The sequence below is a fragment of the Streptomyces sp. NPDC001401 genome (genome assembly GCF_042895385.1).
In the GTDB taxonomy this organism is placed as follows: domain Bacteria; phylum Actinomycetota; class Actinomycetes; order Streptomycetales; family Streptomycetaceae; genus Streptomyces.
Genome location: NZ_JBIAWI010000003.1, coordinates 416,907 through 438,844 on the forward strand (window position 1 = coordinate 416,907; position 21,938 = coordinate 438,844).

19 protein-coding genes and 1 pseudogene are annotated in these 21,938 nt (G+C 71.2%); 5 read left to right on the forward strand and 15 right to left on the reverse strand.

Translation table 11 applies throughout. The annotated features are described in order from the left end of the window. Positions 1-54: 54 nt before the first annotated feature. A complete protein-coding gene (locus ACFY10_RS13840; RefSeq protein WP_390665293.1) occupies positions 55-1,284 on the forward strand; it encodes a serine hydrolase domain-containing protein in 1,230 nt (409 codons plus the stop codon). A gap of 92 nt (positions 1,285-1,376) precedes the next feature. Here the strand turns inward: ACFY10_RS13840 and ribA are convergent, their stop codons facing one another. Continuing rightward, positions 1,377-2,036 (reverse strand): GTP cyclohydrolase II, encoded by a 660-nt coding sequence (gene ribA / locus ACFY10_RS13845; RefSeq protein ID WP_390665294.1) that lies wholly within the window; start codon positions 2,034-2,036, stop codon positions 1,377-1,379. Positions 2,037-2,074: 38 nt separating this feature from the next. Between ribA and ACFY10_RS13850 the strand changes: the two genes are divergently transcribed. After that, on the forward strand, positions 2,075-2,890 hold the full coding sequence (locus ACFY10_RS13850; protein WP_390665295.1) for a creatininase family protein: 816 nt from the start codon (positions 2,075-2,077) through the stop codon (positions 2,888-2,890). A 104-nt stretch (positions 2,891-2,994) separates the two neighbouring features. Here ACFY10_RS13850 and ACFY10_RS13855 read toward each other — a convergent pair. The 5 genes and pseudogenes from ACFY10_RS13855 to ACFY10_RS13875 all read right to left on the reverse strand — a co-directional run. Next, positions 2,995-4,176 (reverse strand): annotated as a pseudogene (locus ACFY10_RS13855) (YbhN family protein); the annotation flags it as partial. After that, positions 4,173-5,180, reverse strand: coding sequence for a class I SAM-dependent methyltransferase (locus ACFY10_RS13860; protein ID WP_390665296.1), 1,008 nt, complete (start codon positions 5,178-5,180; stop codon positions 4,173-4,175). The gene ACFY10_RS13860 and the pseudogene ACFY10_RS13855, both read right to left, overlap by 4 nt. After that, the gene (locus tag ACFY10_RS13865) at positions 5,177-6,388 is read right to left on the reverse strand and encodes a glycosyltransferase family 4 protein (protein ID WP_390665297.1); all 1,212 of its coding nucleotides are present in this window, start codon (positions 6,386-6,388) and stop codon (positions 5,177-5,179) included. The genes ACFY10_RS13860 and ACFY10_RS13865 overlap by 4 nt, the downstream gene beginning before the upstream one ends. Continuing rightward, a complete protein-coding gene (locus ACFY10_RS13870) occupies positions 6,385-6,783 on the reverse strand; it encodes a 6-pyruvoyl tetrahydropterin synthase family protein (RefSeq protein ID WP_390665298.1) in 399 nt (132 codons plus the stop codon). Before ACFY10_RS13870 ends, ACFY10_RS13865 begins: the two co-directional genes overlap by 4 nt. A 116-nt stretch (positions 6,784-6,899) precedes the next feature. Beyond that, on the reverse strand, positions 6,900-7,880 hold the full coding sequence (locus ACFY10_RS13875) for a zinc-binding alcohol dehydrogenase (RefSeq protein ID WP_390665299.1): 981 nt from the start codon (positions 7,878-7,880) through the stop codon (positions 6,900-6,902). A 108-nt stretch (positions 7,881-7,988) separates the two neighbouring features. On the opposite strand from ACFY10_RS13875, the gene ACFY10_RS13880 reads away from it, so the two are divergent. Beyond that, on the forward strand, positions 7,989-8,765 hold the full coding sequence (locus ACFY10_RS13880; protein ID WP_390665300.1) for a CDP-alcohol phosphatidyltransferase family protein: 777 nt from the start codon (positions 7,989-7,991) through the stop codon (positions 8,763-8,765). A 120-nt stretch (positions 8,766-8,885) separates the two neighbouring features. On the opposite strand, the gene ACFY10_RS13885 is transcribed toward ACFY10_RS13880, so the two are convergent. From ACFY10_RS13885 to ACFY10_RS13900, 4 genes are read right to left on the reverse strand one after another with little or no spacing between them, the layout of a single operon-like run. Next, entirely contained in the window at positions 8,886-10,109 is a 1,224-nt protein-coding gene (locus tag ACFY10_RS13885; protein ID WP_390665301.1) for an MDR family MFS transporter, read from the reverse strand. Then, positions 10,106-11,866 (reverse strand): ABC transporter permease subunit, encoded by a 1,761-nt coding sequence (locus tag ACFY10_RS13890; RefSeq protein ID WP_390665302.1) that lies wholly within the window; start codon positions 11,864-11,866, stop codon positions 10,106-10,108. Before ACFY10_RS13890 ends, ACFY10_RS13885 begins: the two co-directional genes overlap by 4 nt. 3 nt (positions 11,867-11,869) lie before the next feature. After that, positions 11,870-13,369, reverse strand: coding sequence for an ABC transporter substrate-binding protein (locus tag ACFY10_RS13895; RefSeq protein WP_390665303.1), 1,500 nt, complete (start codon positions 13,367-13,369; stop codon positions 11,870-11,872). A 5-nt stretch (positions 13,370-13,374) separates the two neighbouring features. Next, positions 13,375-13,911, reverse strand: a complete 537-nt coding sequence (locus ACFY10_RS13900; protein WP_390665304.1) for a GNAT family N-acetyltransferase — start codon at positions 13,909-13,911, stop codon at positions 13,375-13,377. Between the two features lie 118 nt (positions 13,912-14,029). Here ACFY10_RS13900 and ACFY10_RS13905 point away from each other — a divergent pair, with 118 nt between their 5' ends. Together ACFY10_RS13905 and ACFY10_RS13910 are read left to right on the forward strand one after the other, a co-directional pair. Further along, a complete protein-coding gene (locus ACFY10_RS13905; RefSeq protein WP_390665305.1) occupies positions 14,030-14,986 on the forward strand; it encodes an AAA family ATPase in 957 nt (318 codons plus the stop codon). A gap of 54 nt (positions 14,987-15,040) precedes the next feature. After that, the gene (locus tag ACFY10_RS13910) at positions 15,041-15,433 is read left to right on the forward strand and encodes an SCO5389 family protein (RefSeq protein WP_390665306.1); all 393 of its coding nucleotides are present in this window, start codon (positions 15,041-15,043) and stop codon (positions 15,431-15,433) included. A 54-nt stretch (positions 15,434-15,487) separates the two neighbouring features. On the opposite strand, the gene ACFY10_RS13915 is transcribed toward ACFY10_RS13910, so the two are convergent. The 5 genes from ACFY10_RS13915 to ACFY10_RS13935 all read right to left on the reverse strand — a co-directional run bounded on the left by ACFY10_RS13915 (position 15,488) and on the right by ACFY10_RS13935 (position 21,849). Then, positions 15,488-17,134: an APC family permease gene (locus ACFY10_RS13915; RefSeq protein ID WP_390665307.1), complete on the reverse strand. Its 1,647-nt coding sequence runs from the start codon at positions 17,132-17,134 to the stop codon at positions 15,488-15,490. A 147-nt stretch (positions 17,135-17,281) separates the two neighbouring features. Continuing rightward, complete coding sequence (locus ACFY10_RS13920; RefSeq protein ID WP_390665308.1) at positions 17,282-18,640, reverse strand: GH1 family beta-glucosidase; 1,359 nt, start codon at positions 18,638-18,640, stop codon at positions 17,282-17,284. A 29-nt stretch (positions 18,641-18,669) separates the two neighbouring features. Further along, positions 18,670-19,509 (reverse strand): carbohydrate ABC transporter permease, encoded by an 840-nt coding sequence (locus ACFY10_RS13925; protein WP_390665570.1) that lies wholly within the window; start codon positions 19,507-19,509, stop codon positions 18,670-18,672. Between the two features lie 22 nt (positions 19,510-19,531). After that, the gene (locus ACFY10_RS13930; protein ID WP_390665309.1) at positions 19,532-20,527 is read right to left on the reverse strand and encodes a carbohydrate ABC transporter permease; all 996 of its coding nucleotides are present in this window, start codon (positions 20,525-20,527) and stop codon (positions 19,532-19,534) included. 5 nt (positions 20,528-20,532) lie between these two features. Then, positions 20,533-21,849 carry an ABC transporter substrate-binding protein gene (locus ACFY10_RS13935; RefSeq protein WP_390665310.1) on the reverse strand — a complete coding sequence of 439 codons (1,317 nt, stop codon included), beginning with the start codon at positions 21,847-21,849 and terminating at the stop codon, positions 20,533-20,535. Between the last annotated feature and the right edge of the window lie 89 nt (positions 21,850-21,938).

Genomic DNA, 21,938 nt, shown 5'->3' on the forward strand with positions numbered 1-21,938 from the left:
GACGGTCGGTCGCGGCACTCACAGCGGAGCGCTTCGCGCATTCGGAGGAGAGCGATGGCACAGCTGCGACAAGAGGCCGACCCGGGCGAGGCCGGGCTGGACGCCAAGGCGCTGGACCGCCTCGACCAGCACTTCGCCCACTACGTCGACGAGGGACGCCTGCCCGGCTACCTGGTGGCCGTGGCCCGCGGCGGACGCGTCGCCCACCTCACCACCCACGGCCGGCGCGACGTCGCGGCGGGTCTGCCGGTCGAGGCCGACACCCTGTGGCGGATCTACTCCATGACCAAGCCGGTCACCTCGGTCGCCGCGCTGATCCTGGTGGAGGAGGGCCGCCTGTCGCTCGACGACCCGGTCGCCCGCCACCTCCCGGCCTTCGCCGACCCACAGGTGTACGAGAGCGGATCCGGCGCGGGCCTGCGCACCCGCCCGGCCGCCCAACCCCCGCTGATCCGGCACCTGTTGACCCATACCGCGGGCCTGACCTTCGCCTTTTATCACAACCACCCCGTCGACGCCCTCTACCGCGAGGCGGGCCTCGACTCGGCCGTGCTGCCGGGCTCCGACCTGGCCGGGACCGTCGACGCGTACGCGCGCCTGCCGCTGCAGTTCGAGCCGGGCACGCAGTGGAACTACTCGGTCGCCACCAATGTGCTCGGCAGAGTGATCGAGGTCGTGACCGGGCAACCGCTCGACGTGTTCTTCGCCGAACGCATCCTCGGCCCGCTCGGCATGACCGACGCCGGATTCCGCATCACGGACGAACAGGCCCCGAGACTCTCCGAGTTGTACGGGGAGACCGACGCCGGCGGCATCGAGCCGATCGCCGGGCTGCCGCTGCGCGGGCGGCCCCGCTTCCTGTCCGGCAGCGGCGGCATGGTGGCCTCCGCACACGACGTGCACCGCTTCATGGAGCTGCTGCGCCGCCGCGGCGAGCTCGACGGCGTCCGACTCCTCGCCCCCGGGACGGTGGACCTGATGACCCGCAACCACCTGCCCGGCGGCGCCGACCTGCGCGCCTTCGGCAGCCGCCCGGCTCACGACGAGCCCGGCAACGACGGCGTCGGCTTCGGCCTCGGCGTCTCCGTCGTCATCGACCCCGAACGCGCCCAGGCACCCTCGGGCCCGGGCACGTACGGCTGGAGCGGGGTGGCGACCACGACCTTCTGGGTGGACCCGAGCCGTGATCTGACCGTGCAGTTCATGACGCAGGTCCGGCCCAAGTCGTCGCTGAAGCTCTTCCCCGACCTCAAGCGGCTGGTCCATGAGGCGGTCATGGACTGAACGCCGTTGGCCGACGTCCCCGAAGGGTGTGCGGCCGGGGCGCGGATCACCTCGCCGGCGGCCGGTGCCGGCGAGGTGATCCGCGATGCCGTTCAGGACAGGTGCGCCACCGCGTCCAGATGCGGCAGGACGTGGTCGAGCCGTTCCCGCTTGGTGCGCAGGTAGGTGATGTTGCTCTCGCACGGCGGGATCAGCAGCGGGACGGTCTCGGCCACTTGGATGCCGTGCCGCACCAACGCCTCCCGCTTGCGGGGGTTGTTGGACATCAGGCGCACCGAGTTCACACCCAGGTCCTGCAGGATCTTGGCGGCGACGCCGTAGTCGCGGGCGTCCACCGGCAGCCCCAGCGCGAGGTTCGCCTCGACGGTGTCCAGGCCCTCCGCCTGCAGCGCCATCGCCCGCAGCTTGGCGAGCAGGCCGATGCCGCGGCCCTCGTGGCCCCTCAAGTAGACGACTATGCCGCTGCCTTCGGCGACGACGGCCTTCAGCGCGGAGGCGAGCTGGTCGCCGCACTCGCAGTGCTGGGAGCCGAACGCGTCACCGGTCAGGCACTCGGAATGCAGCCGGGTGAGAACACCCTCCGTGCCGATGTCACCATGGACGAGGGCCACTTGCTCGTCGCCGCGATCGTGATCCATGTAACCCACCGCCCGGAATTGCCCGTACACCGTGGGCAGCGGGGCATTCACAATGCGTTCCACGCCCGTGCGCTGTGGGGACTTCTTGCCGAGGACGCCGATTTTATCTGTCATGATCTGATTCCTAAGCAGAGACGAAAGGCCGTGAAGAAATGAGTGTTTCGGGCGCGCGTACGGCGGCATACGGGCTGGTGCCGGCGGACACTACGGAAGAGGTACGGACCAGGGCGGCGGGTGTCTCAACGCAGATCGCCGTCCTTCCGGTCGGGAGCTTCGAGCAGCACGGTCCGTTCCTGCCGCTGGCGACCGACACTCTGGTCGCCTGTGCCGTGGCCCGGGAGATCGCCGCGGCGTACCCGGTGCACCTCCTTCCGCCGGTGACGATCTCCTGCTCGCACGAGCATGCGGCGTGGCCGGGGACCGTCAGCATCTCCTCCGTGACCCTTCACGCGGTGGTATGTGACATTGCACAGTCGCTGCGCCGCTCCGGCGTCGACGCCCTGGTGGTGGTCAACGGGCACGGCGGAAACTACGTACTGGGCAACGTCGTTCAGGAATCCTCCGCCCGCGGCGAGCGCATGGCGCTCTTCCCGGCCGCGGAGGACTGGGAAGCGGCGCGGCAGCGGGCGGGGGTGACCACCTCGCTGCTGACCGACATGCACGCGGGAGAAATCGAGACCTCTATCCTTCTGCACGCTCACCCCGAATTGCTCCGGCCCGGTTATGAGACCTCTGATTTCGTCGCGGACGACCGGCGTCATCTGCTCACCCTCGGTATGTCCGGCTATACCGATTCGGGCGTCATCGGACGCCCTTCGCTGGGTTCCGCGGAAAAGGGGAAGGAACTGCTCGCCGCCCTGGCGGATTCCTTCGGAGCGTATTTCTCGCTCCTCACCTCGGCGGACGATTCCGACACGGAAACCGGAGGAACCGGAGACACGGGGGAAGCCGGGAGTGCGCGCGGGTAGTCGCGTTCGCGGGCGGGTTCCGGGGCTGCCGTCGCGGCCGTCCCGGAACCCGCCCGCAGGCCCGTGTACCAGCGGGCGACGAGGACGACGAGGCCCGGCAGGGCCGCCACGAAGCTGAGCACCCCGTACACGACGGCGACGGCCACCCCGCTGCTCGCGCCCAGCCCCGCCGCTCCGAACGCCCAGGCGGCGACGCCCTCGCGGGGGCCGAAGCCGCCGACGTTCAGCGGTAGCCCCATCGCGACCAGCGCGAGGACCGCGAGCGGCAGCAGCGCGGCGACGGAGGCGCCGGATCCGGCGACCCGCGCGGCAAGCACGAACATCGCGATGTGGCCGGCCAGGACGAGCACGGACGAGACGACGACGCCCGGCCAGTTGCGCCGCGACAGCAGCCCCTCGCGCGCCTCGGCGAGCGTCGCGCGCAGCGCCCGCCCGCGGCGGGAGGGCGCCCGGTTCATCCGCAGCGCGACCACGACGGCGAGTGCGCCCACCACCGCGAGCGCGACCAGCGGCGCGAAGTGCCGGGTCTGAGCCAGCACGGGGGACGGCATGGTCAGCAGCACCGCGCCGCCGATGACGGTCAGCGCGACCTGCCCGGCGACCCGTTCGAGGACGACCGAGCGCACGCCGCGGCCCATGTCACCGGCGCTCTGCCCGTGCCGCACCGCCCGGTGCACATCGCCGAGGACACCGCCGGGCAGGGCGGCGTTCAGGAACAGCGCCCGGTAGTAGTCGGCGACGGCCGGTCCGAGCGGCAGCCGGATCCTGAGCGCCCGGGCCACCAGCGCCCACCGCCAGGCACTGAGCACGGTGGTGACCACTCCGATCACCAGCGCCGCCAGCAGCGTCGGCACGTCGATCCGCCGCAGCCCGTCCAGAAGCACCCCGGTACCGAGGCGCCACAGCAGCGCGCCGAGGATGACGACTCCGGCGACGGTGCCGAAGTGGGTGCGTACGGCACGGGAGTTGAGACGGGACAGCACCGCACGCCACCAGGGCTGTCGCGCGGTTGCCGCCGCGGGCCGGGCCGAGGAGACGATCACGCCGATACGCGCCTTGGAGACGGCCGCACCGGTGGGCGAGACGGCCGCGACGGCGCCCGTCCGCGCCTCGACGGCCGTACCCGTCGGCGCGGCGGCGGGCATGGGGCCCGTCAGCACGTCCACGGCCACGCCCGCCGACGTCACGCTGTCGACGCGCGCCTCGAGGGGCAGGCGGCGCCCGGCCCGTATCGCTCGTTCCCGCGGCGCGCGCGCCACGTACGCCTTCACCGTCTCCACGCTCATGACGCGCCGCCCGTCGGCCGGGACAGCGCCAGCAGGTCGCTGTGGTGGACCACGACGTGCAGTTCGCCCGCCGCGCAGGCCGCCAGCCGGTCCTGCAGATACCGTTCTGCACGGGCCTTCAGCTCGGGGCGCTCCTCGACGGCCGCACCCACCCAGCCGCGCAGCCACTGGGCCGTCAGGGCGGCCTCGTCGGGGCCGAGGCGCCAGGGGCTGGGGTTGACCCGTACCGTCGCGCCCCGTTCCGAGAAGGCCTCGCAGGCCACCGTGATCGCGTCCGGGCCGAGCAGGCCGCCCCGGCGCTGGTGGGCGTTGAACGCCTCGGTGATCTCCTCGTCCATCGGGTCGGACGGGGTGAGTTCGACGCGTCCGGCCACCGAGAGCGTCAGCAGGGCCGGGCAGCCGGCTCCGGTGCAGGCGTCGGCGAGGGTCTCGATCTCCTCGCGGGTGAGGACGTCGAGGAGCGCCGAGGCCGTCACGAGCGAGGCGCCGGCGAGGGCGTCCGGGGTGAGCCGGGCGACGTCGCCGCGGCGGGTCTCCACGGTGACCCGGCTGCCGTCTGCGGCGGAGCGCGGGGAGGCGACGGCCGCGAAATGCAGCAGGTAGGGGTCGCGGTCGTGCAGGATCCAGTGCTGGGCACCGTCCAGGCGAGGTGCGAGCCAGCGGCCCATCGAGCCGGTGCCGCAGCCCAGGTCGTGGATGGCAGACCCGGCCTTGCCCGGCAGGTTGGCCAGCCGGATCCGCAGCGGGTCGAGCAGTTCGTTTGCCCGCGCGGCGGCGTCGGCGGGTTCGCGCAGCTCAAGCCACTCGGGCGCGTAACGGGGCGGCTCCTCGGACCCGGTGTCCCGCAGCCGCACGGTGGCGCGCTCGCCTGGGCGGGGGGCGGGGCCGGCGCCGGGGATCACGGAGTCCGCCGGTTCGGAGCCGTCCTCGTCCACCGGTTCGGAGCCGTTCCGCGCCCCGGGCTGCGCCGGGATCTTCCCACCGATCTGTGCCGTCCTGTTCATGCCGCCCTCCTGGGCTCGTTCGGCAGCCGGCCCAGTACTCCGGCAAGGCTTCGGGCCGTGGTCGCCCACCCGTCCAGGGCGGCCCGTCGGCCCCGGGCGGCGGCCTTCAGCCGGCGTCGTACGTCGGCCTCGCCGAACCAGCCGCGCAGTTCGGCGGCGAGCGCGGCAGGGTCCTCCGGCGGCACGAGGATGCCGGGGACTCCGCCGTCGGGGGCGCGTCCCACCGCCTCCGGGAGACCGCCGACGTCCGTGGCCAGCACGGGGATGCCGCGCGCGAGGGCCTCCGTGACCGCCATGCCGTAGGTCTCCGCGTACGAGGTGAGGACCATGAGGTCGGCGGCGTTGTAGCTGGCGTCGAGCTCGGCACCGGCCTGCGGGCCCGCCAGTTCGATGCGGTCCTCCAGACCGTGCTCCTTGATCAGCAGCCGCAGATGGCCGACGTACTCGGGGTCGTGCCCGAGCCCGCCGACGCACACGCAGCTCCACCGCAGGTCGGCCGCCGCGGCCAGCGCCTGCACCAGCCGGTGCTGCCCCTTGCGCGGGGTCACCGCCGCGACGCACAGCAGCCGGGAGACGCCGTCGGTGCCGGAGGCGAGGGGCGCGATGTCGGCGCCGGGGGCGGCGACATGGACCCGCTCGGGCGCGAGGCCGTGGTGGGCGACGAGGCGGCGGACCGCCCAGTCGCTGGTGGCGATCACGGCGGGCACGGCCCGCAGCACGTCGCGCTCCTTGGCGTCCAACTCGGCGGCGACGGCGGGCTCGAGGCCGGTCTCGTCGCCGAGCGGAAGGTGTACGAGGACGGCCAGGCGCAGCCGCTCCGTCTCCGGGACGACGATCTCCGGGACCCCGCAGGCGACGATCCCGTCCAGCAGGACGACCGTTCCGTCCGGCAACTCCCGCAGCGTACGCGCGAGTTCCGTCCGGGCCGCCGCCCCCGGCCGGGGCCACTCGCCGGCCACGGCGTGCTTGTGCACCTGCCAGCCGAAGCCGGGCAGGTCCAGGCTGACGCGCCGGTCGTAGGCGTTGCCGCCGCTCGGCGCGGCCGGGTCGTCGACGCCGCCCGGCATGACGAAGTGCACGGAGCGCAGGGACATGGGGATGATCTCGGCGTTCTTCAGGGCGGAGTTCTGTACCGGCACGTAGCCGAGCGACGGCGTCTCCGCCTTCCCCAGGGGCTGGTTCACCTTCTCCAGGGTCACGTCGGTCACAGGGCACGCTCGTAACTCGCCCAGGCGATGTGCGACTCGTGCAGGGTCACGGAGATGCCCGCGACGCCCTTGGCGCCCTCGCCGAGCGCGCCCTTCTCGATGCGCTCGGCGAGCCGGTCGGCGATGACCTTGGCCAGGAACTCCGTGGAGGTGTTGATTCCGGCGAAGTCGGGCTCGTTGTCGAGGTTTCTGTAGTTCAGCTCGCTGACGACGGCGCCGAGTTCCTGGGTGGCGAGTCCGATGTCGACGACGATGTTGTCGTCGTCCAGCTGCTCGCGCCGGAAGGTGGCGTCCACCAGGAACGTCGCTCCGTGCAGGCGCTGCGCGGGTCCGAAGACCTCGCCGCGGAAGCTGTGGGCGATCATGATGTGATCGCGGACGGTGACACTGAACAACGGACGACCCTCCAGGTGCGGCGCGTCTGGTCCTCCGGCCGTTGGCCGCCGGAGGATGCCGTCTAGTACGGCTCTTCGCTTTCCCGCGTTCAGCCCAGTCTCACTCTTTTCTCAGGTCAGACCGTTTCGGGGTACCTCACACGGTGACACAGCGCGGGAATCTCGCCGGAGGCCAGCTGGGGCATCACCTCCGGCAGCTCTTCGAACGCGCTTTCCCCTGTGATGAGTGCGTCGAGCGCCGGGTCGGCGAGCAGGTCGAGGGCGAGGGCGAGCCGGTCGGCGTAACTGCGGCTCGCGCGGGCCGGGGAGACGGTGCCGACCTGGCTGCTGCGGATCGTCAGCCGCCGGGAGTGGAAGGCCTCGCCGAGCGGGAGGCTCACCTTCCGGTCGCCGTACCAGCTCAGTTCGACGACGGTGCCCTCGGCAGCCAGGAGTTCCAGTGCCCGGGCGAGGCCCTGTTCGGTGGCGCTGGCGTGCACGACGAGGTCGCAGCCGCCGAGCGCGTCCTCGGGCAGCGCGAAGTCGACGCCGAGAGCCTCGGCCGTCTTGGCGCGGGCCGGGTCGGCGTCGACCAGCTGCACGCGTACGCCCGGGAAGCGGGCCAGCAGGGCGGCCACCGAGCAGCCCACCATGCCGCCGCCGACCACGGCGATCCGGTCGCCGACCAGCGGCGCAGCGTCCCACAGGGCGTTCACGGCGGTCTCGACGGTGCCGGCGAGGACGGCCCGCTCGGCGGGGATGTTCTCCGGTACCACCGTGACGGCGGAGGCCGGGACGACGTACCGCGTCTGGTGCGGGTACAGGCAGAAAACCGTGCGCCCGACCAGCTCTTTGGGCCCCTCCTCCACCATCCCGACACTGAGGTAGCCGTACTTCACGGGCGCGGGGAACTCGCCCTCCTGGAAAGGCGCCCGCATGGCCGCCTGCTGACTCTCCGGAACGCCGCCGCGGAAGACGAGCGTCTCCGTGCCACGGCTGACTCCCGAGTAGAGCGAGCGCACCAGCACCTCGCCCGGCGCGGGTTCCGGCAGGTCGACGCTCCGGATCTCGCCGAGACCCGGACGACTGAGCCAGAACGCGCGTGCGACGCGGTTCATCCGGCCTCCTCCTGAACGATCTGGAAGTTGTTCACGTACCGAGGTGTGCACAGGCCGCGCACAGTACGCGGCGTTGATCGACTCTGTCATACGGCCGGAGGGTGTGCGGTGGCCCTGAACAACACTTACGACGCAAGGCTGGTCCAGCAGGAGACCGCTGTGGGAGCGGGCGTTCAGATCCTGTTGCTGGCTCTGCTCGGAACGGCGATCGGCATGGGGCCGGCGGGCTGGCTGACCGGCCTCGCCTTCGCCGTCGCCAGCTGGGCGGTGCTCTCCCGGGCACTGCACCGCTCCCGGCTGCGCTCCTTCGGCCCGGCCAACCGGGTCACCCTCGGCCGGGCCACTCTGGTCGGCGGCGTCACGGCCCTGGTCGCGGACTCCTTCGAGAGCTCCCCGCCGGTCACCCTCTTCGTCGGCCTGACGGCCGTGGCCCTGATCCTCGACGGAGTCGACGGCAAGGTCGCCCGCGCCACCGGCACCTCCACCCCCCTGGGCGCCCGCTTCGACATGGAGGTCGACGCGTTCCTGATCCTGGTGCTCAGCGTCTACGTCTCGATGCAGCAAGGCCCTTGGGTCCTCCTGATCGGCGGCATGCGCTACGCCTTCGTCGCCGCGGCCCGCGTCTGGCCGTGGCTGAACGCCTCACTCCCGCCGAGCACGGCCCGCAAGACGGTCGCCGCAATGCAGGGAATCTGCCTGCTGCTGGCCGCCTCGGACTACCTTCCGCACTCCGCGTCCCTGGGGATCGTCGTGGTGGCCCTGTCCTCGCTGATCTGGTCCTTCGGCCGCGACGTCCTGTGGCTGCGGCGCACGTCACGGGTCCGGGACGGCGAGGTCGAGGAGATGCTGGAGCTGGAGTCGGAACGCGAGACGGTGGCGTCCTGAGGTCAGGAAACGGTTCAGCAGCGCCCCAAAAGGGGCGCGGGGCCATGACATCAGCGGCTCCGCCGCGGGGCGCGACCAGCCACGACGCCGCGGCGGACGACCGACGACTGATAGCGGCGGTTACGGGCGCGGCAGCAGCCCGATCGCCGCAGCAGGCACCGCGGCCAGCACCAGCCAGGGCACGGCCACCGGCAGACCCATGTCGAGGAGAGTCCCGGTCGCCGCGCTGCCGACCAGGACGACGAGTCCGGACACCGAAGACAGTGCCCCCGTGTACAGCCCCAGCCGTCCCTCTTCCGCGAGGTCGGGAACCCAGGCGCGGGCGACGGGCGCGACGAGCATCTGGCCGAGGGTGAGCAGCGTGACGAAACCGGCGGCGGGCAGCAGTCCCGTAGTGCCGGTCAGACCGGCCGGACGAGCAACGGCCACGACCGCGAACCCGGCCGCGATCAGCAACAGCCCGGCCGTCATGGAGCGGCGCAGCGTGAGACAGCCGCCCACCCAGCGTGTGACGGGCAGTTGCGCGGTCACCACCAGCAGCGACGACAGCGCGAACAGCCAGGCCAGCGGCGCCTGCGAGCCCGCCGCGCGCTCCACCTCCGCGGGCAGCGCGAGGTAGAGCTGGTTGTAGGCCAGCAGATAGGCGCCGTACGCGCAGCACAGCGCCAGGAAGCGGCGGTTGCGCAGCAGCGCGCGCATCCCGCCTCCGACCCGGGTGTGCGCCCGCCCGGGGATGTGCTGCGGCAGCAGCCACACGTGCCCGGCCAGGACGAGGACGAAGATCCCGGCACCCGCCAGGCACACCGCACGGAAGTCCACCGCCAGCAGCAGCGCACCGAGGAGCGGCCCGACGAACGCCCCCGCCTGTCCGGCCACGGTGAACAGAGCGAGCACGCGGGTGCGTGAACCGCCCGTCTCCTCCAACACCACGGCCTGCCGGGCGACTTCGGACTCCACGGCCGGTGAGAGCAGTGCGGCGGCGAACCCGATCATCAGCACGGCACCGACGACCGCCCAGGTCTCACGGGCGTACCCGAGCCAGGCGAAGCCGACGATCCGCAGTGCGCAACCGGCAAGCACCACCGGTCGGATGCCGTACCGGTCGGCCAGCGCCCCGCCCACCACGAACAGTCCCTGCTGGCTGAAGGTCCGCAGCCCGAGGACGAACCCGACGAGCCAGCCCGCCATGCCCATCGACTGCCCGAGGTGCTCGGACAGGAAGGGCAGCACGGCGAAGAACCCGATGTTGAAGGCGAGTTGGGTGAGAATCAGGAGTCTCAGCAGGGGCGTGAGACGCCGGGTGCCGCCGTCCGCCTTCCGCAGTCCGACCGACAGCGACGTCACTTGAAGCCCACCAACTCCCTTGCGTGCGCCTGCTGTTCAACGACCCTTGCAGCGATACGACGCCGGGGCCACCGCACTCCCCCGCCCGCGCCGACCGCCAGCGCGCCGAGCAGGGCGAGTACGGCGGCGGGGGCGAGGACCGCCCAGGGGGCGCGTTCGGCGTAGGGCTGGTTCTCGGCGAGCAGCAGGCCCCACTCCGGGGAGGGCGGCTGGGCGCCCAGGCCGAGGAAGGTGAGCGAGGCGAGCGCGAGGGCGGTGCCGGGCAGGCGGAGCAGGGCGTGGCGGGTGACGGGCGGCAGGACAGCGGGCAGCAGCCCGTGGCGGAGCAGGTGTCGGCGGCCGGCGCCCAGGCCGCGGGTGGCGGTCAGGTGCAGGGCGGCGCGCTCCTGCCGCAGCAGTGCGGAGGTGTGCGCGGCGAGGGGCGTCCAGGCGACGGCGCTCACGGCGAGCGCGGGCGTCGCCGGTCCGCTGCCGGCGACGGCGGCGACGAGGAGTGCGCCGAGCACGGGCGGTACGGCGTTGACGGTGTCGACGAGCGGCCCGGACAGCCGGGGCAGCAGTCCGAGCAGTACGCCGGTGAGCAGGGCAACGGCACCGATCGCGAGGGCGAGCAGGAGTGTGTCGAGGGCGCCGTGGGCGACCCGGGCGAGCATGTCCCGGCCGAGAGCGTCGGTGCCGAACGGGTGGGTCAAGGAGGGGGGTCGGAGCCGCTCGCCGGTGTCGAGGGCGAGCGGATCCCGGGGCAGGCCCAGCCCGATGACGACGAGCAACAGCCCACCGTATGCAAGAAGCCGGATCCCACGGACCTGCGGCGACGGCCGGTGCAGGGACGGCAGGGCCCCGTCGCGCAGGGCGGGTCCGATCAGCAGCCGGGCCGCGAGCCGGGCGGCGCCCGCCGCGACGGCGGCGAGCAGGACGAGTACGAGCGTTCCGGCCTGCAGGACCGGCAGGTCCTGGGCGAGGGCGGCCTGGAGGGTCGTACGGCCGAGCCCGGGGATGTCGTAGATCTGCTCCACGGCGACGGATCCGCCGGTCAGCCCGACCACGAACAGCCCCGCATTGGGCAGCAGTCCGGGCAGGCAGCGGCGTACGGCCTGACGGGCGATGCTCCGGCGGGGCAGTCCGCGAGCGGTGGCGGCGCGCGCCCAGGGTTCGGCGAAGGCGCCGGGCAGCAGGTCGTCGAGGAGCCGCCCGAGCACGGCCCCGGCGGGCAGACCGAGGGCGAGCGCAGGCAGCACGGTCCAGCGGGGCCCGTACCAGCCGAGGGCGGGCAGCCAGCCGAGCTGCACGCCGACCACGGTGGCGAGCACCGACGCGGTGAGGAACTCGGGCAGCGCGGCGAGGACCGCCGGGCCGGAACCGCCCCGGCGCTCCCGCCTGCACAGGGTCCGGGCGCAGACGAGCCCCGCCGTCACGACCGCGACCACGAACGCCACGGCCATCAGCAGCAGGGAGACGCCGAGGGCCTGGAGCACGGCGGGCGTGACCTCGGCGCCGGAGATCCACGACCGCCCCGCATCCCCGCGCCACAGCCCGCCGAACCACTGCCCGAGGAGTCGCAACGGGCCGTCGTCCAGGCCGAGTTGGGCCCGGATGTCGGCCAGCACGTCGGGGCTGGGGTCGCGTTCGGCCGAGCGCGCTTTGAGCACGGTGAGCGCCGGGTCGGTGCGCGAGAGCCAGGGCAGCAGGCCGACACCGCACAGGAGGGCGAGAGCGAGTCCGGCGCGCCACAGGAGCGCGGTGACGTGGTGGCGCATGAGTCAGCGCCGGGTGCCGGGGCCGACGAGGGTGCGCTCGTACGGGTCGAGGAGCGCACCGTGGACCGAGGCGCCGACGCCGGTGATGAGGCGCTGGTGGACGAGCGGGACGACGGCGTCGGTGCCGAGGATCTCCGCCTCGGCCGCCATGACCGCGACCTGTCGCTGCGCACTGTCGGTTGCCCGCTCGGCCCTCGCCACCGCCCGGTCGACGTCCTTGTCGCACAGCAGCGCCAGGTTGTAGCCGCCGTCGCAGGTGTAGTCGCTGGCCAGGACTGCGACGGGATCGCCGGTGTCGACCAGGGTGTTGCGGGCGAGCACGAAGGCGTCGAACTTCCCGGCCAGCGCATCGCTCTCCAGCCGCGAGTACTCGCGCACCTCCAGCTCGACCTCGAACCCCGCCTTCTCCAGCTGCTGCTTCAACACCTGGGCGACTTCCGGGAGTTCGGGCCGGTTGTCGTACGTGGCGAGGGTGAGCTTCCTGCCATCGGGAGCCGTGGCCTTCGCACGCCCGACCGGCGGCCTGCGCCTGCTCTCGGCCCAGGTGACGGCGGGCCCGTAGATACCGGCTCCGGCGTCGGCGTGCCCCTCGTGGACGCCGTCGGCGAGCGCGGAGGTGTCGACGGCCCGACGCGCGGCGGCCCGCAGCCCGGGGTTCTTGAAGGGGCCGGACTGGGTGTTGAGGAGCAGGCTGGTGGTGCGGGTCGTGGCCGTCTCCTTGCGGGTGGCCCCCTCGAGGGTGGCGGCCTGCGCGACGGGGACGGCCTCGGCAAGGTCGACCTGCCCGGTGCGCAGGGCGGCCGTGCGGGCGGTGCCGTCGGCGATGAACCTCACGTCGACGCCGGAGGACCGGGCAAGTCCGCCCCAGTGGTCGTCGAAGCGGTCGAGGGTGGCGGAGGTGGTGCCGGTGACCTTGGTGAGCTCGAAGGGGCCGGTGGCGGTGCCGACCGGATCGACGCGGCCGGTGGCGCCGTAGGCCTTCGGCGCGAAGACGGCGAGGCTCGGGCTGGACAGGCGCGACGGCAGTACGGGATCGGGGCTGCCGGTGGTGATCCGTACGCCCGTCCTGCCGTCGGCCTCCGCCTCGAGGCTGACGCCGGAGAGGGCGGCGGGCGCGGGCTTCGCCTGGCCGGCACGGGTGAGGGAGGCCGCGACGGCGGACGGGGTGACGTCCGTGCCGTCCTGGAAGGTGGCCTCGCGCAGGGTGAACAGCCAGCTGCGGTCGCTCTCCCGGCGCCAGGAGGCGGCGAGCGCGGGGGCGGCGGCACCGTTGGCATCCAGGGCGGTGAGGCCTTCGGTGACGCCGAGGCGGCTGAGGATGGTGGCGTCGTCGCCGTACGGCGAGAGGTTCTGGGCGGGCGGGAAGGCGAGGGCGACCCGCAACCGGGAGCCGGCCTTCGCCCCACCGGCCCCACCGCCGGAGCCGCCGGGGCCTTCGGAGGCGAAGCAGCCGGTCAGGACGGGCGCGAGCAGGAGTGCGAGGAGCAGTCGGAGATGGCGCACGGCGGCTATCGCCCCATCGGTATCTCGAAGTGGACGATCCCCTGCCCGCCACCGGGCTCCTCGCGCTCGTCGTGCACGACCTTGCCGAGCGACCGCCACAGGGCCTCCGCGCCCGGGACCGCCGGGTCGGTGTGCAGGTAGACGGCGCGGTAGCCGCCGTCCGCGGCCGCGAACGCGAGCAGCTCGCCGACGAGCCGCCGGGCCAGGCCGCGCCGACGGTGCTCGGAGCGGACGTAGACCCGGCGCAGCTGCGCGGTCTCGCCGGAGGGGTAGCGCTCGGCGAGGTGGCGCGGGTTCGGCGGGTGGGCGGGACCGCGGGAGTCGAGGGCGCCGGTGGCGACGACGCTTCCGTCGGCGGGGTCGAGCGCCACCAGCAGGGCGTGGCGGGAAGGGGCGAGGTAGGCGGCGGCCGGGTCGAGGATGTCGCCGTGCCAGCGGGGCACGTAGCCGGTGCCGAAGTCGCGGTGGACGGTGTCGAGCATCACGGCTCGCGCACCGTCGAGGTCGTCCGGGCCCGCTGCCCTGATGCAGTAGTCAAGCACTTGCACATCATATGCATTAAGACCCCCACTCTGATCATCTCCCGATTTGACAGAGCGTCGGAAGCTGCCTAAAACCTAGCCACATGACATTCATTTTCAAAATGAGGTCGGCCCGGTAATGCGGGTCGCGTTCGTCGGCAAGGGCGGCAGCGGCAAGACCACCCTGTCAGCGCTCTTCTCCCGTCATCTGGCCCGCTCCGGCGCGCCGGTACTCGCCATCGACGGCGACATCAACCAGCACCTGGCCGAGGCACTGGGACTCGAACAGGACCACCTGGACGCACCACCCCTGGGCGCCCACCTGCCCGAGATCAAGGACTGCCTACGGGGCACCAACCCGCGCATCGCCTCCCGCGAGGCGATGATCAAGACGACCCCGCCCGGCCGCGGCTCCCGCCTCCTCCGCCTCCTCGGCGACGACGAAATCCACGCACGGCACGTCCGGCGCGTGGGCGACGTACCGCTGATGGTGACGGGCGAGTTCGACGAGAGCGACCTGGGGGTGGCCTGCTACCACTCCAAGCTCGGCGGGGTCGAGCTGTATCTCAACCATCTGGTCGACGGCCCCGGCGAGTACGTCGTGGTCGACATGACGGCGGGCGCGGACGCCTTCGCGTCGGGCCTGTTCACCCGGTTCGACATCACGTTCCTGGTGGCGGAGCCCACCCGCAAGGGCGTCTCCGTGTACCGCCAGTACCGCGACCATGCCCGCGAGTTCGGGATCCGGATCGCCGTGATCGGCAACAAGGTGACCGGCGAGGAGGACCTGCTGTTCCTGAAGGAGCAGGTGGGCGACGACCTCCTGACCCACCTGGTCCACTCCCCCTGGGTACGAGCGGCCGAACAGGGCCGCCCGGAGGACGGGTTGGACACCCTGGAGCCGCACAACCGCCACGCCCTGAACATCCTGCGCGAGACCATCGACGGCCACCCCAAGAACTGGCCCACCCTCCACCGCCACGCCGTCGAGTTCCACTTGCGCAATGCCCGCGCGTGGGCGGACCAAGCGACGGGCCTGGACCTGGCCGCCCAGGTGGACCCGGAGTTCGTACCGGGCCCGACGGCGCTCACCTGACCACCGGCCCCCATGAAGCACATCCACCAACCCTTGGAACGGACGCCCCCTTTCATGTCTCTCGACGTCTCCCCGAAGCTCCTCGCCGAAGCCGAGTCCGGTGACATCCGCGAGAAGGACTTCGTGGACACGGTCCGCACGTCCCTCCCGTACGCCTACAACCTGATCGCCTCCCTCACCACCGAACTCAACGGCACCACCGCCGAGTTCACCGACAACCAGACCCCTCCCCCCTCCGAGCAGGAACGCGGCCAGCTCCTGCGCGCCCTCGCCAGCGACGCCATCCGCGGCAGCCTGGAACGCCACTTCGGCGTGGAACTGGCCTTCCAGAACTGCCACCGGGTGGCCGCGTTCCGGCCCGGGGCGCGGGACGGGGAGACGTACGCGCGGTTCACGTCGCTGCGATCGCAGGTGCTCAACCAGTCGCCGGAGTTCAGGGACTGCTGACGGGCGACACCCTGCCGGCCGCTTCGGGCCAGAAGGTCTCAGCAGGTCAGAGGATCAGAGGATCTCTTCCTCCTCGGGAATGACGACCTGGTCGATCATGTGCTGGATCTTCTCGGCCGGCAGGGCGACGGCCATCGCCCAGTAGTAGATGACGAGGCTGAAGCCGGCGGTGACCACCATGTCCCACCACAGCGGGAACCACGGGTGCTTGAGGGGCCCGAAGTCGCTGAGGTAGACGATCAGGCCCATGCCGACCAGATAGGCGGGCAGCCACTGGGCGGCATGCAGGTCCAGCTCGGGGGTGATCGGGTTCATCTTGAACACCCGGTTGGCGACCAGGATGACGTAGCCGATGAGAATGGCGACGCCGAGCTTCCAGTCGGTCGTCCAGCCCGACCACAGGATCAGCAGGTTGGCGACGCAGAAGGCGAGCGGGGACATCCAGCTGCCGCCGGGCAGCCGGTAGGGGCGGTGGGCGTCGGGCAGCCGGTTGCGGAACACGCCGAAGGAGAGCGGGGCGCCCGCGTACATCAGCACGCTCGCGCTGGTGATCAGCCCGACCAGGGAGCGCCAGCTCGGGAAGGGCAGGAAGCAGATGCAGCCGATCACGAAGGCGGTGATCAGTCCGACCCAGGGGACACCGCGCCCGTTGGTCTTCTCGAACGCGGACGGCACGTAGCCGTTGCGGCTGAGGCCGTAGGAGACCCGGGAGGAGCCGGTGATGTAGATCAGGCCGGTGCCGCCGGGGGAGATCACCGCGTCGAGATAGAGGATCGTGGCCAGCCAGCCGAGGCTGATGAGCGTGGCGACCTGGGCGAATGGTCCGCTCAGGGCGTTGAACGCGGAATCGGCCCAGGTATGGCCGATCTGGTTCGCGGGGAGTGCGGCGAGGAAGACGACCTGCAGCAGGATGTAGATGATGATGCCGAGGATGATCGATCCGATCACCGCCCTCGGGATGTCCCGCTTGGGATGGGCGCTCTCACCGGCCAGCTGGTCGGCCTGCTCGAAGCCCAGCAGGGCGAAGATGATGCCGCTGGTGGAGACGGCGGACAGGATGCCCTTGGCGCCGTAGGGGTTGAATCCGTCGGCAGCGGTGAAGTTGCCCGAGTGGAATGTCGCGATGGCGAAGACGAAGATCGTCAGCAGCGGTACGCCGACCTTCCACCAGGTCGCCGCGCTGTTGGTGCGGGCCAGCAGCCGGATACTGAGGAAGTTGATCGCCGTGATGACCGCCATCAGTCCGACCGCGACGGCGATGCCGGACCCCGTCAGGACGTGCTCGCCGCCCTTGATCTTCTCCCAGCCGTGCGCCCAGGAGTAGTGCTGGCCGTACGTGATCATGGCCAGCACCTCGATGGGTGCCACCGTGGCGGCCTGCAGCCAGGAGAACCAGCCGAAGGAGGCGCCGGCGGCGCCGCCGTAGGCGTAGTGCGGGAAGCGGGCGGTCCCGCCGGACACCGGATACATTCCGCCGAGCTCGGCGTGCACCAGCGCCAGGATGAGAATCGCCACGCCGCCGATGGCCCAGGAGATGATCGCCGCCGGCCCGGCCGCCGCGAGGGCGCCCTGGGCGCCGAACAGCCACCCGGATCCGATGATCGATCCCTCCGAGGCCCAGATGAGACCGATGAAGCCGATCTCGCGCTTCAGTCCCGGTTTGTGGGTTCCCGGAATGGGCGCCTTTTCTGATACGGCCATGCCGCACACCCCCTCGTAGGGTGATGTTCATCACTATCGTGCCATGCTGACGCGGACTCGACACTTCATGGATGGGCAAAGCTCCTGAATCTGTTCGTGCGACCGAGAAGCCCCTGGTCAGGTACGTGGTCCGCCGCAGCGGCAGGCTCAGGCCGCCCTCCGCCCCCTCTCCCGGTGCGCCCGTACGATCTCCGCGTACCGTCGTCCGCTCCCCTTGATCGTGCGGACCTGTGTCCGGTAGTCGACGTGGACGAGGCCGAAGCGCTTGTCGTAGCCGTAGGCCCACTCGAAGTTGTCCAGCAGCGACCACGCGAAGTAGCCGGCCAGCGGTGCGCCCTTGCGGGCCGCGGACGCGCAGGCGGCCAGGTGCCGTTCCAGATAGTCCTGGCGTTCGGGGTCGTCGACGGTTCCGTCGGGGCGTACGACGTCCGGGTAGGCGGAGCCGTTCTCCGTGACGTACAGCCTGCGGGCGCCGTACTCGTCGGTGAGGCGGAGCAGGAGGGCCTCGATGCCGCTCGGGTCGACCTCCCAGTCCATGCCGGTGCGCTGGACGCCGAGCCGGCGGACCGAGCGGATGCGGGGTGCGGGGCCCGATGGGTCGTCGGCGACGGTGGCCGGCATGTAGTAGTTCAGGCCGAGCCAGTCGAGCGGGGCGGCGATGGTGGCCAAGTCGCCTGCCTGTTCCGGGAGTTCGACGTCGTACACCTCGCGCATGTCGGCCGGGAAGCCACGGCCGTGCACCGGGTCCAGCCACCAGCGGTTGACGTGGCCGTCCATGCGGCGGGCCGCCCGGACGTCCTCGTCGCGGTCGGTGGCGGCGTGCACCGTGGAGAGGTTGGTGACCAGGCCGACCTGGGCGGACGGGGACGCGGCGCGGATCGCCTCCGTGGCGAGACCGTGCCCCAGGAGCAGGTGGTACGAGGCGCGGACGGCGGCCGTCAGGTCGGTCAGGCCGGGGGCCATCCTGCCTTCCAGGTGGCCGATCCAGGCCGAGCAGAGGGGTTCGTTGAGGGTGGCCCAGTGGGTGACGCGGTCGCCGAGGCGTTCGGCCACGACGGCGGCGTACTCGGCGAACGCGAAGGCGGTCTCCCGCTCCGGCCAGCCGCCGCGGTCCTGGAGGACCTGCGGAAGATCCCAGTGGTAGAGGGTGACGGACGGGGTGATGCCCGCCTCCAGCAGGCCGTCGATCAACTCGTCATAGAAGGCAAGCCCCTTGGGGTTGACCGGACCGTCGCCGCCGGGGACGACGCGCGGCCACGCGATCGACAACCGATAGGCGTTCGTGCCCAGTTGACGCATCAGCCCGATGTCCTCGCGCCAGCGGTGGTAGTGGTCGCAGGCCACGTCGCCGTGGTCGTTGCCCGCGATCTTGCCAGGGGTGTGCGAGAAGGTGTCCCAGATCGACGGCGAGCGGCCGTCCTCCGTGACGGCTCCCTCGATCTGGTACGCCGATGTGGCCGTGCCCCACAGGAAGTCGTGCGGGAGTGCGGCGAGGTCGATGGTCACGTAAGTCCCTTCAGGGTCAACGGAGTCGGTCACTTGACGGCTCCGGCCGTCAGTCCGGCGACGAGATAGCGCTGCAGCAGCAGGAAGCCGGCCACCACGGGCACGCTGACGACCAGCGAGGCGGCCATGATCTGGTTCCAGTAGACGTCGTTGAGGGTGGAGTAGCCCTGGAGGCCGACGGCGAGCGTGCGGGTGGTGTCGTTGGTCATGACGGAGGCGAAGAGCACCTCGCCCCAGGCGGTCATGAAGGCGTAGACGGCGACCGCGACGATGCCGGGAATCGCGGCCGGTACGACGATCCGCAGCAGTGCGCCCAGCGGTCCGCAGCCGTCCACCAGCGCCGCCTCGTCCAGGTCGCGCGGCACCGAGTCGAAGTACCCGATCAGCATCCAGATCGAGAACGGCAGGGAGAAGGTGAGATACGTCAGGATCAGGCCACCGCGCGAGCCGAACAGGGCGATACCGGTGGCGTTGCCGATGTTGACGTAGAGGAGGAACAGCGGGAGCAGGAAGAGGATGCCCGGGAACATCTGCGTGGACAGGACGGTGATCGTGAAGACGCGCTTGCCGCGGAAGGTGTAGCGGCTGACGGCGTAGGCGGCGAACACCGCGATCACCACCGAGCAGACTGTCGCCGAGCCCGCCACGATCAGCGAGTTCACGAAGTAGCGCGCCAGCGGGACCGTCGACCAGATGTCGATGTACGGGCGGATCGTGAGGCCGCTGGGCAGCCAGCGGAACTTGCCCGTCACGTCGGCCAGGGGCTTCAGCGAGCTGGAGACCATGACGTACACCGGCACCAGGACGAAGCCGGTGAGCAGGGTGAGGAAGACCCGCCGGGACCAGAGGAACGAACTCGGCGGCGCCATCGGCGAGTTGGACATCCGGGATTCAGACATCGGCAGTCCTCCGTCCGCGCGAGGTGAGCGCCAGATACCCGCCCGTCACCACCAGCAGGAAGAGCAGCAGGAGTACGGACATCGCGGAGCCTGTGCCGAAGTTCCAGGTGACGAACGACGCTTGGTAGATGTGGACCGAGATGAGGTCCGCGGCCTCGGGGGCCGCCTTGCCGAACAGGACGTAGGGGGTGTTGAAGTCGTTGAAGGTCCACAGGAACAGGACCAGGATCAGCACCTGGTTGACGGGCCGCAGGGACGGCAGGGTGATGCGGCGGATCTGCTGCCACATCCCGGCACCGTCCAGGGCGGCCGCCTCGTACAGCTCGCGCGGGATGTTCTGCAGGCCGGCCATGACGATCAGGAAGGCGAACGGCCAGCCCTTCCACACCGACACGGTGAGCAGCGCGTAGAAGCTGTTGTCGCCGATCAGCCAGAAGGACGGCTTGTCGGTGAGGTGCAGCTGGTCGTGCAGGACGTGGTTCACCAGGCCGTTGTCGTGCTGGAACATGAACACCCAGGTGATGACGGCGGCGTAGACCGGCAGCGCGTACGGCACCAGGAACAGCGCCCGCAGCAGGCCGCGGCCGCGGAACGTGTCCTGCATGAAGACCGCCGCCGCCGTGCCGGTCAGCCAGCACAGGCCGACCGACAGCAGGGTGAAGCCGACGGTGACGAAGAAGGAGTGCAGCAGTGCCTCGCCGACGGGGGCGTCGAAGTCCACCGACACCTTGTAGTTGCCGAGGCCGGACCAGGGCGCGGTGCCCCAGTCCCGGATGTAGAACTGCGTGAGCTCCTTGAAGCTCATCACGATGCCGATGACCATCGGCACGAGGTGGACCAGGAGTTCGAGGATCAGGGCGGGCAGCAGGAGCAGGTACGGGAGTCCGACACGGCGGATCCGGCCGGGGCGGCGGCGACGCGGTTCGCGTGCCGCCGCCCCGGAGGAACTCCCGTGCACCGAAGGCTCCTTGAGGGCGGTGGTCGTCATCGGGATCACTTCGCCGGCATCTGCTGCTGGGCCTTCTCGAGCGCCGCCTTCACCGAGTCGGCGGTCAGCGCGCGTCCGGCCGCCGCGTCCGCGAACAGGTCCTTGACCGCCGTACCGACCGCCGTCTCGAACTGCGACTCGTCGGCGACCTGTGGCAGTGCGGCCGCGCTCTTGGCGAGGGTGTCCTTCAGCACGGAGTTCGACGGGGAGTTGAACGCGGCCTCGCCCTGCGCGGCCCTGACCGGCGGGATCGAGCTGTACGCCGTGTTGAGGATCTTCTGCTCCGCGTCGCTGGTCATGAACTTCACGAACTTCGTGGCGCCGTCGAGGTTGTGGCTGTTCTTGAAGACGGCCAGGTTGATGCCCGCGACCATCGAGTTGGTCTGGGTGCCGGTGCCGGGGGTGCCGGACTGCACGGGCACGGGCGCGATGCCGTACGAACTCTCGCTCATCCCCTGCGACTTGAGGTTCGCTGCCGCGGACTGCCACAGCAGCATCGCCTGCTTGCCCTTCGCGAAGTCGCTCACGGACTGGTTCTGCGCGTACTCGGCGTCGCCGGTCGGGATGACCTTGTCCTTGGCCATCAGATCGACGTACTGCTTGACCGCGGTGACCACACCGTCGTTCGTGAAGTCGGGCTTGCCGTCGGCGGTGAAGAAGTCGGCGCCGTGCTGCTTGGCGAAGACGAAGACGTGGTGGATGTTCTCCGCGAGGTTCGAACCCTCGGCACCCAGGGGCGACTTGCCCTTCGCCGCTATCTTCTTGCCGTCGGCGACCAACTCGGCCCAGGTGGCCGGGGGCTGGGTGATACCGGCGTCGGCGAAGATCTGCTTGTTGTAGTAGAGCGCGTAGGCCATCGAGTACAGCGGTACGGCGGCCGGGTCCTTGCCGGCCGCTCCCGTCGAGCCGAGTGCCGAGTCGACGAAGCGGTCCTTGCCGCCGATCTTGGCGAGGTTCTTGGCGTCCCAGGGCAGCAGTGCGCCGGTGGCCTGCAGGGAGGCGCTCCAGGTGTTGCCGATGTTGAGGACGTCGGGGCCCTGGCCGGAGGTGGTCGCGGTGAGGATCCGGTTGAGCAGGTCCGACCAGGGAACGACCTCCAGCTTCACCTTGATGCCCGTCTGCTTCTCGAACTTGTCGAGCTCGGGCTGCAGGACCTTCTTGTCGACGGCGATGCTGGCGCCCTGGTTGGAGGCCCAGTACGTGAGCGTCTTCGGCGAGTCGTTGGACCCGCCGCCCGTCGACGAACCGCCTCCGCAGGCCGAGGCGGCAAGGGCGAGTGACATGGTGACGGCGCCTACGGCCGCGGCTCGGATGCTGCGCATGGCTCCCGGTGTCCCTTCAGGGATTGCACTCATGACTTAATTTAGGACGTGAGTTAAACCTCAAGGAGTGGGCGCGTCAAGGGGTGCGG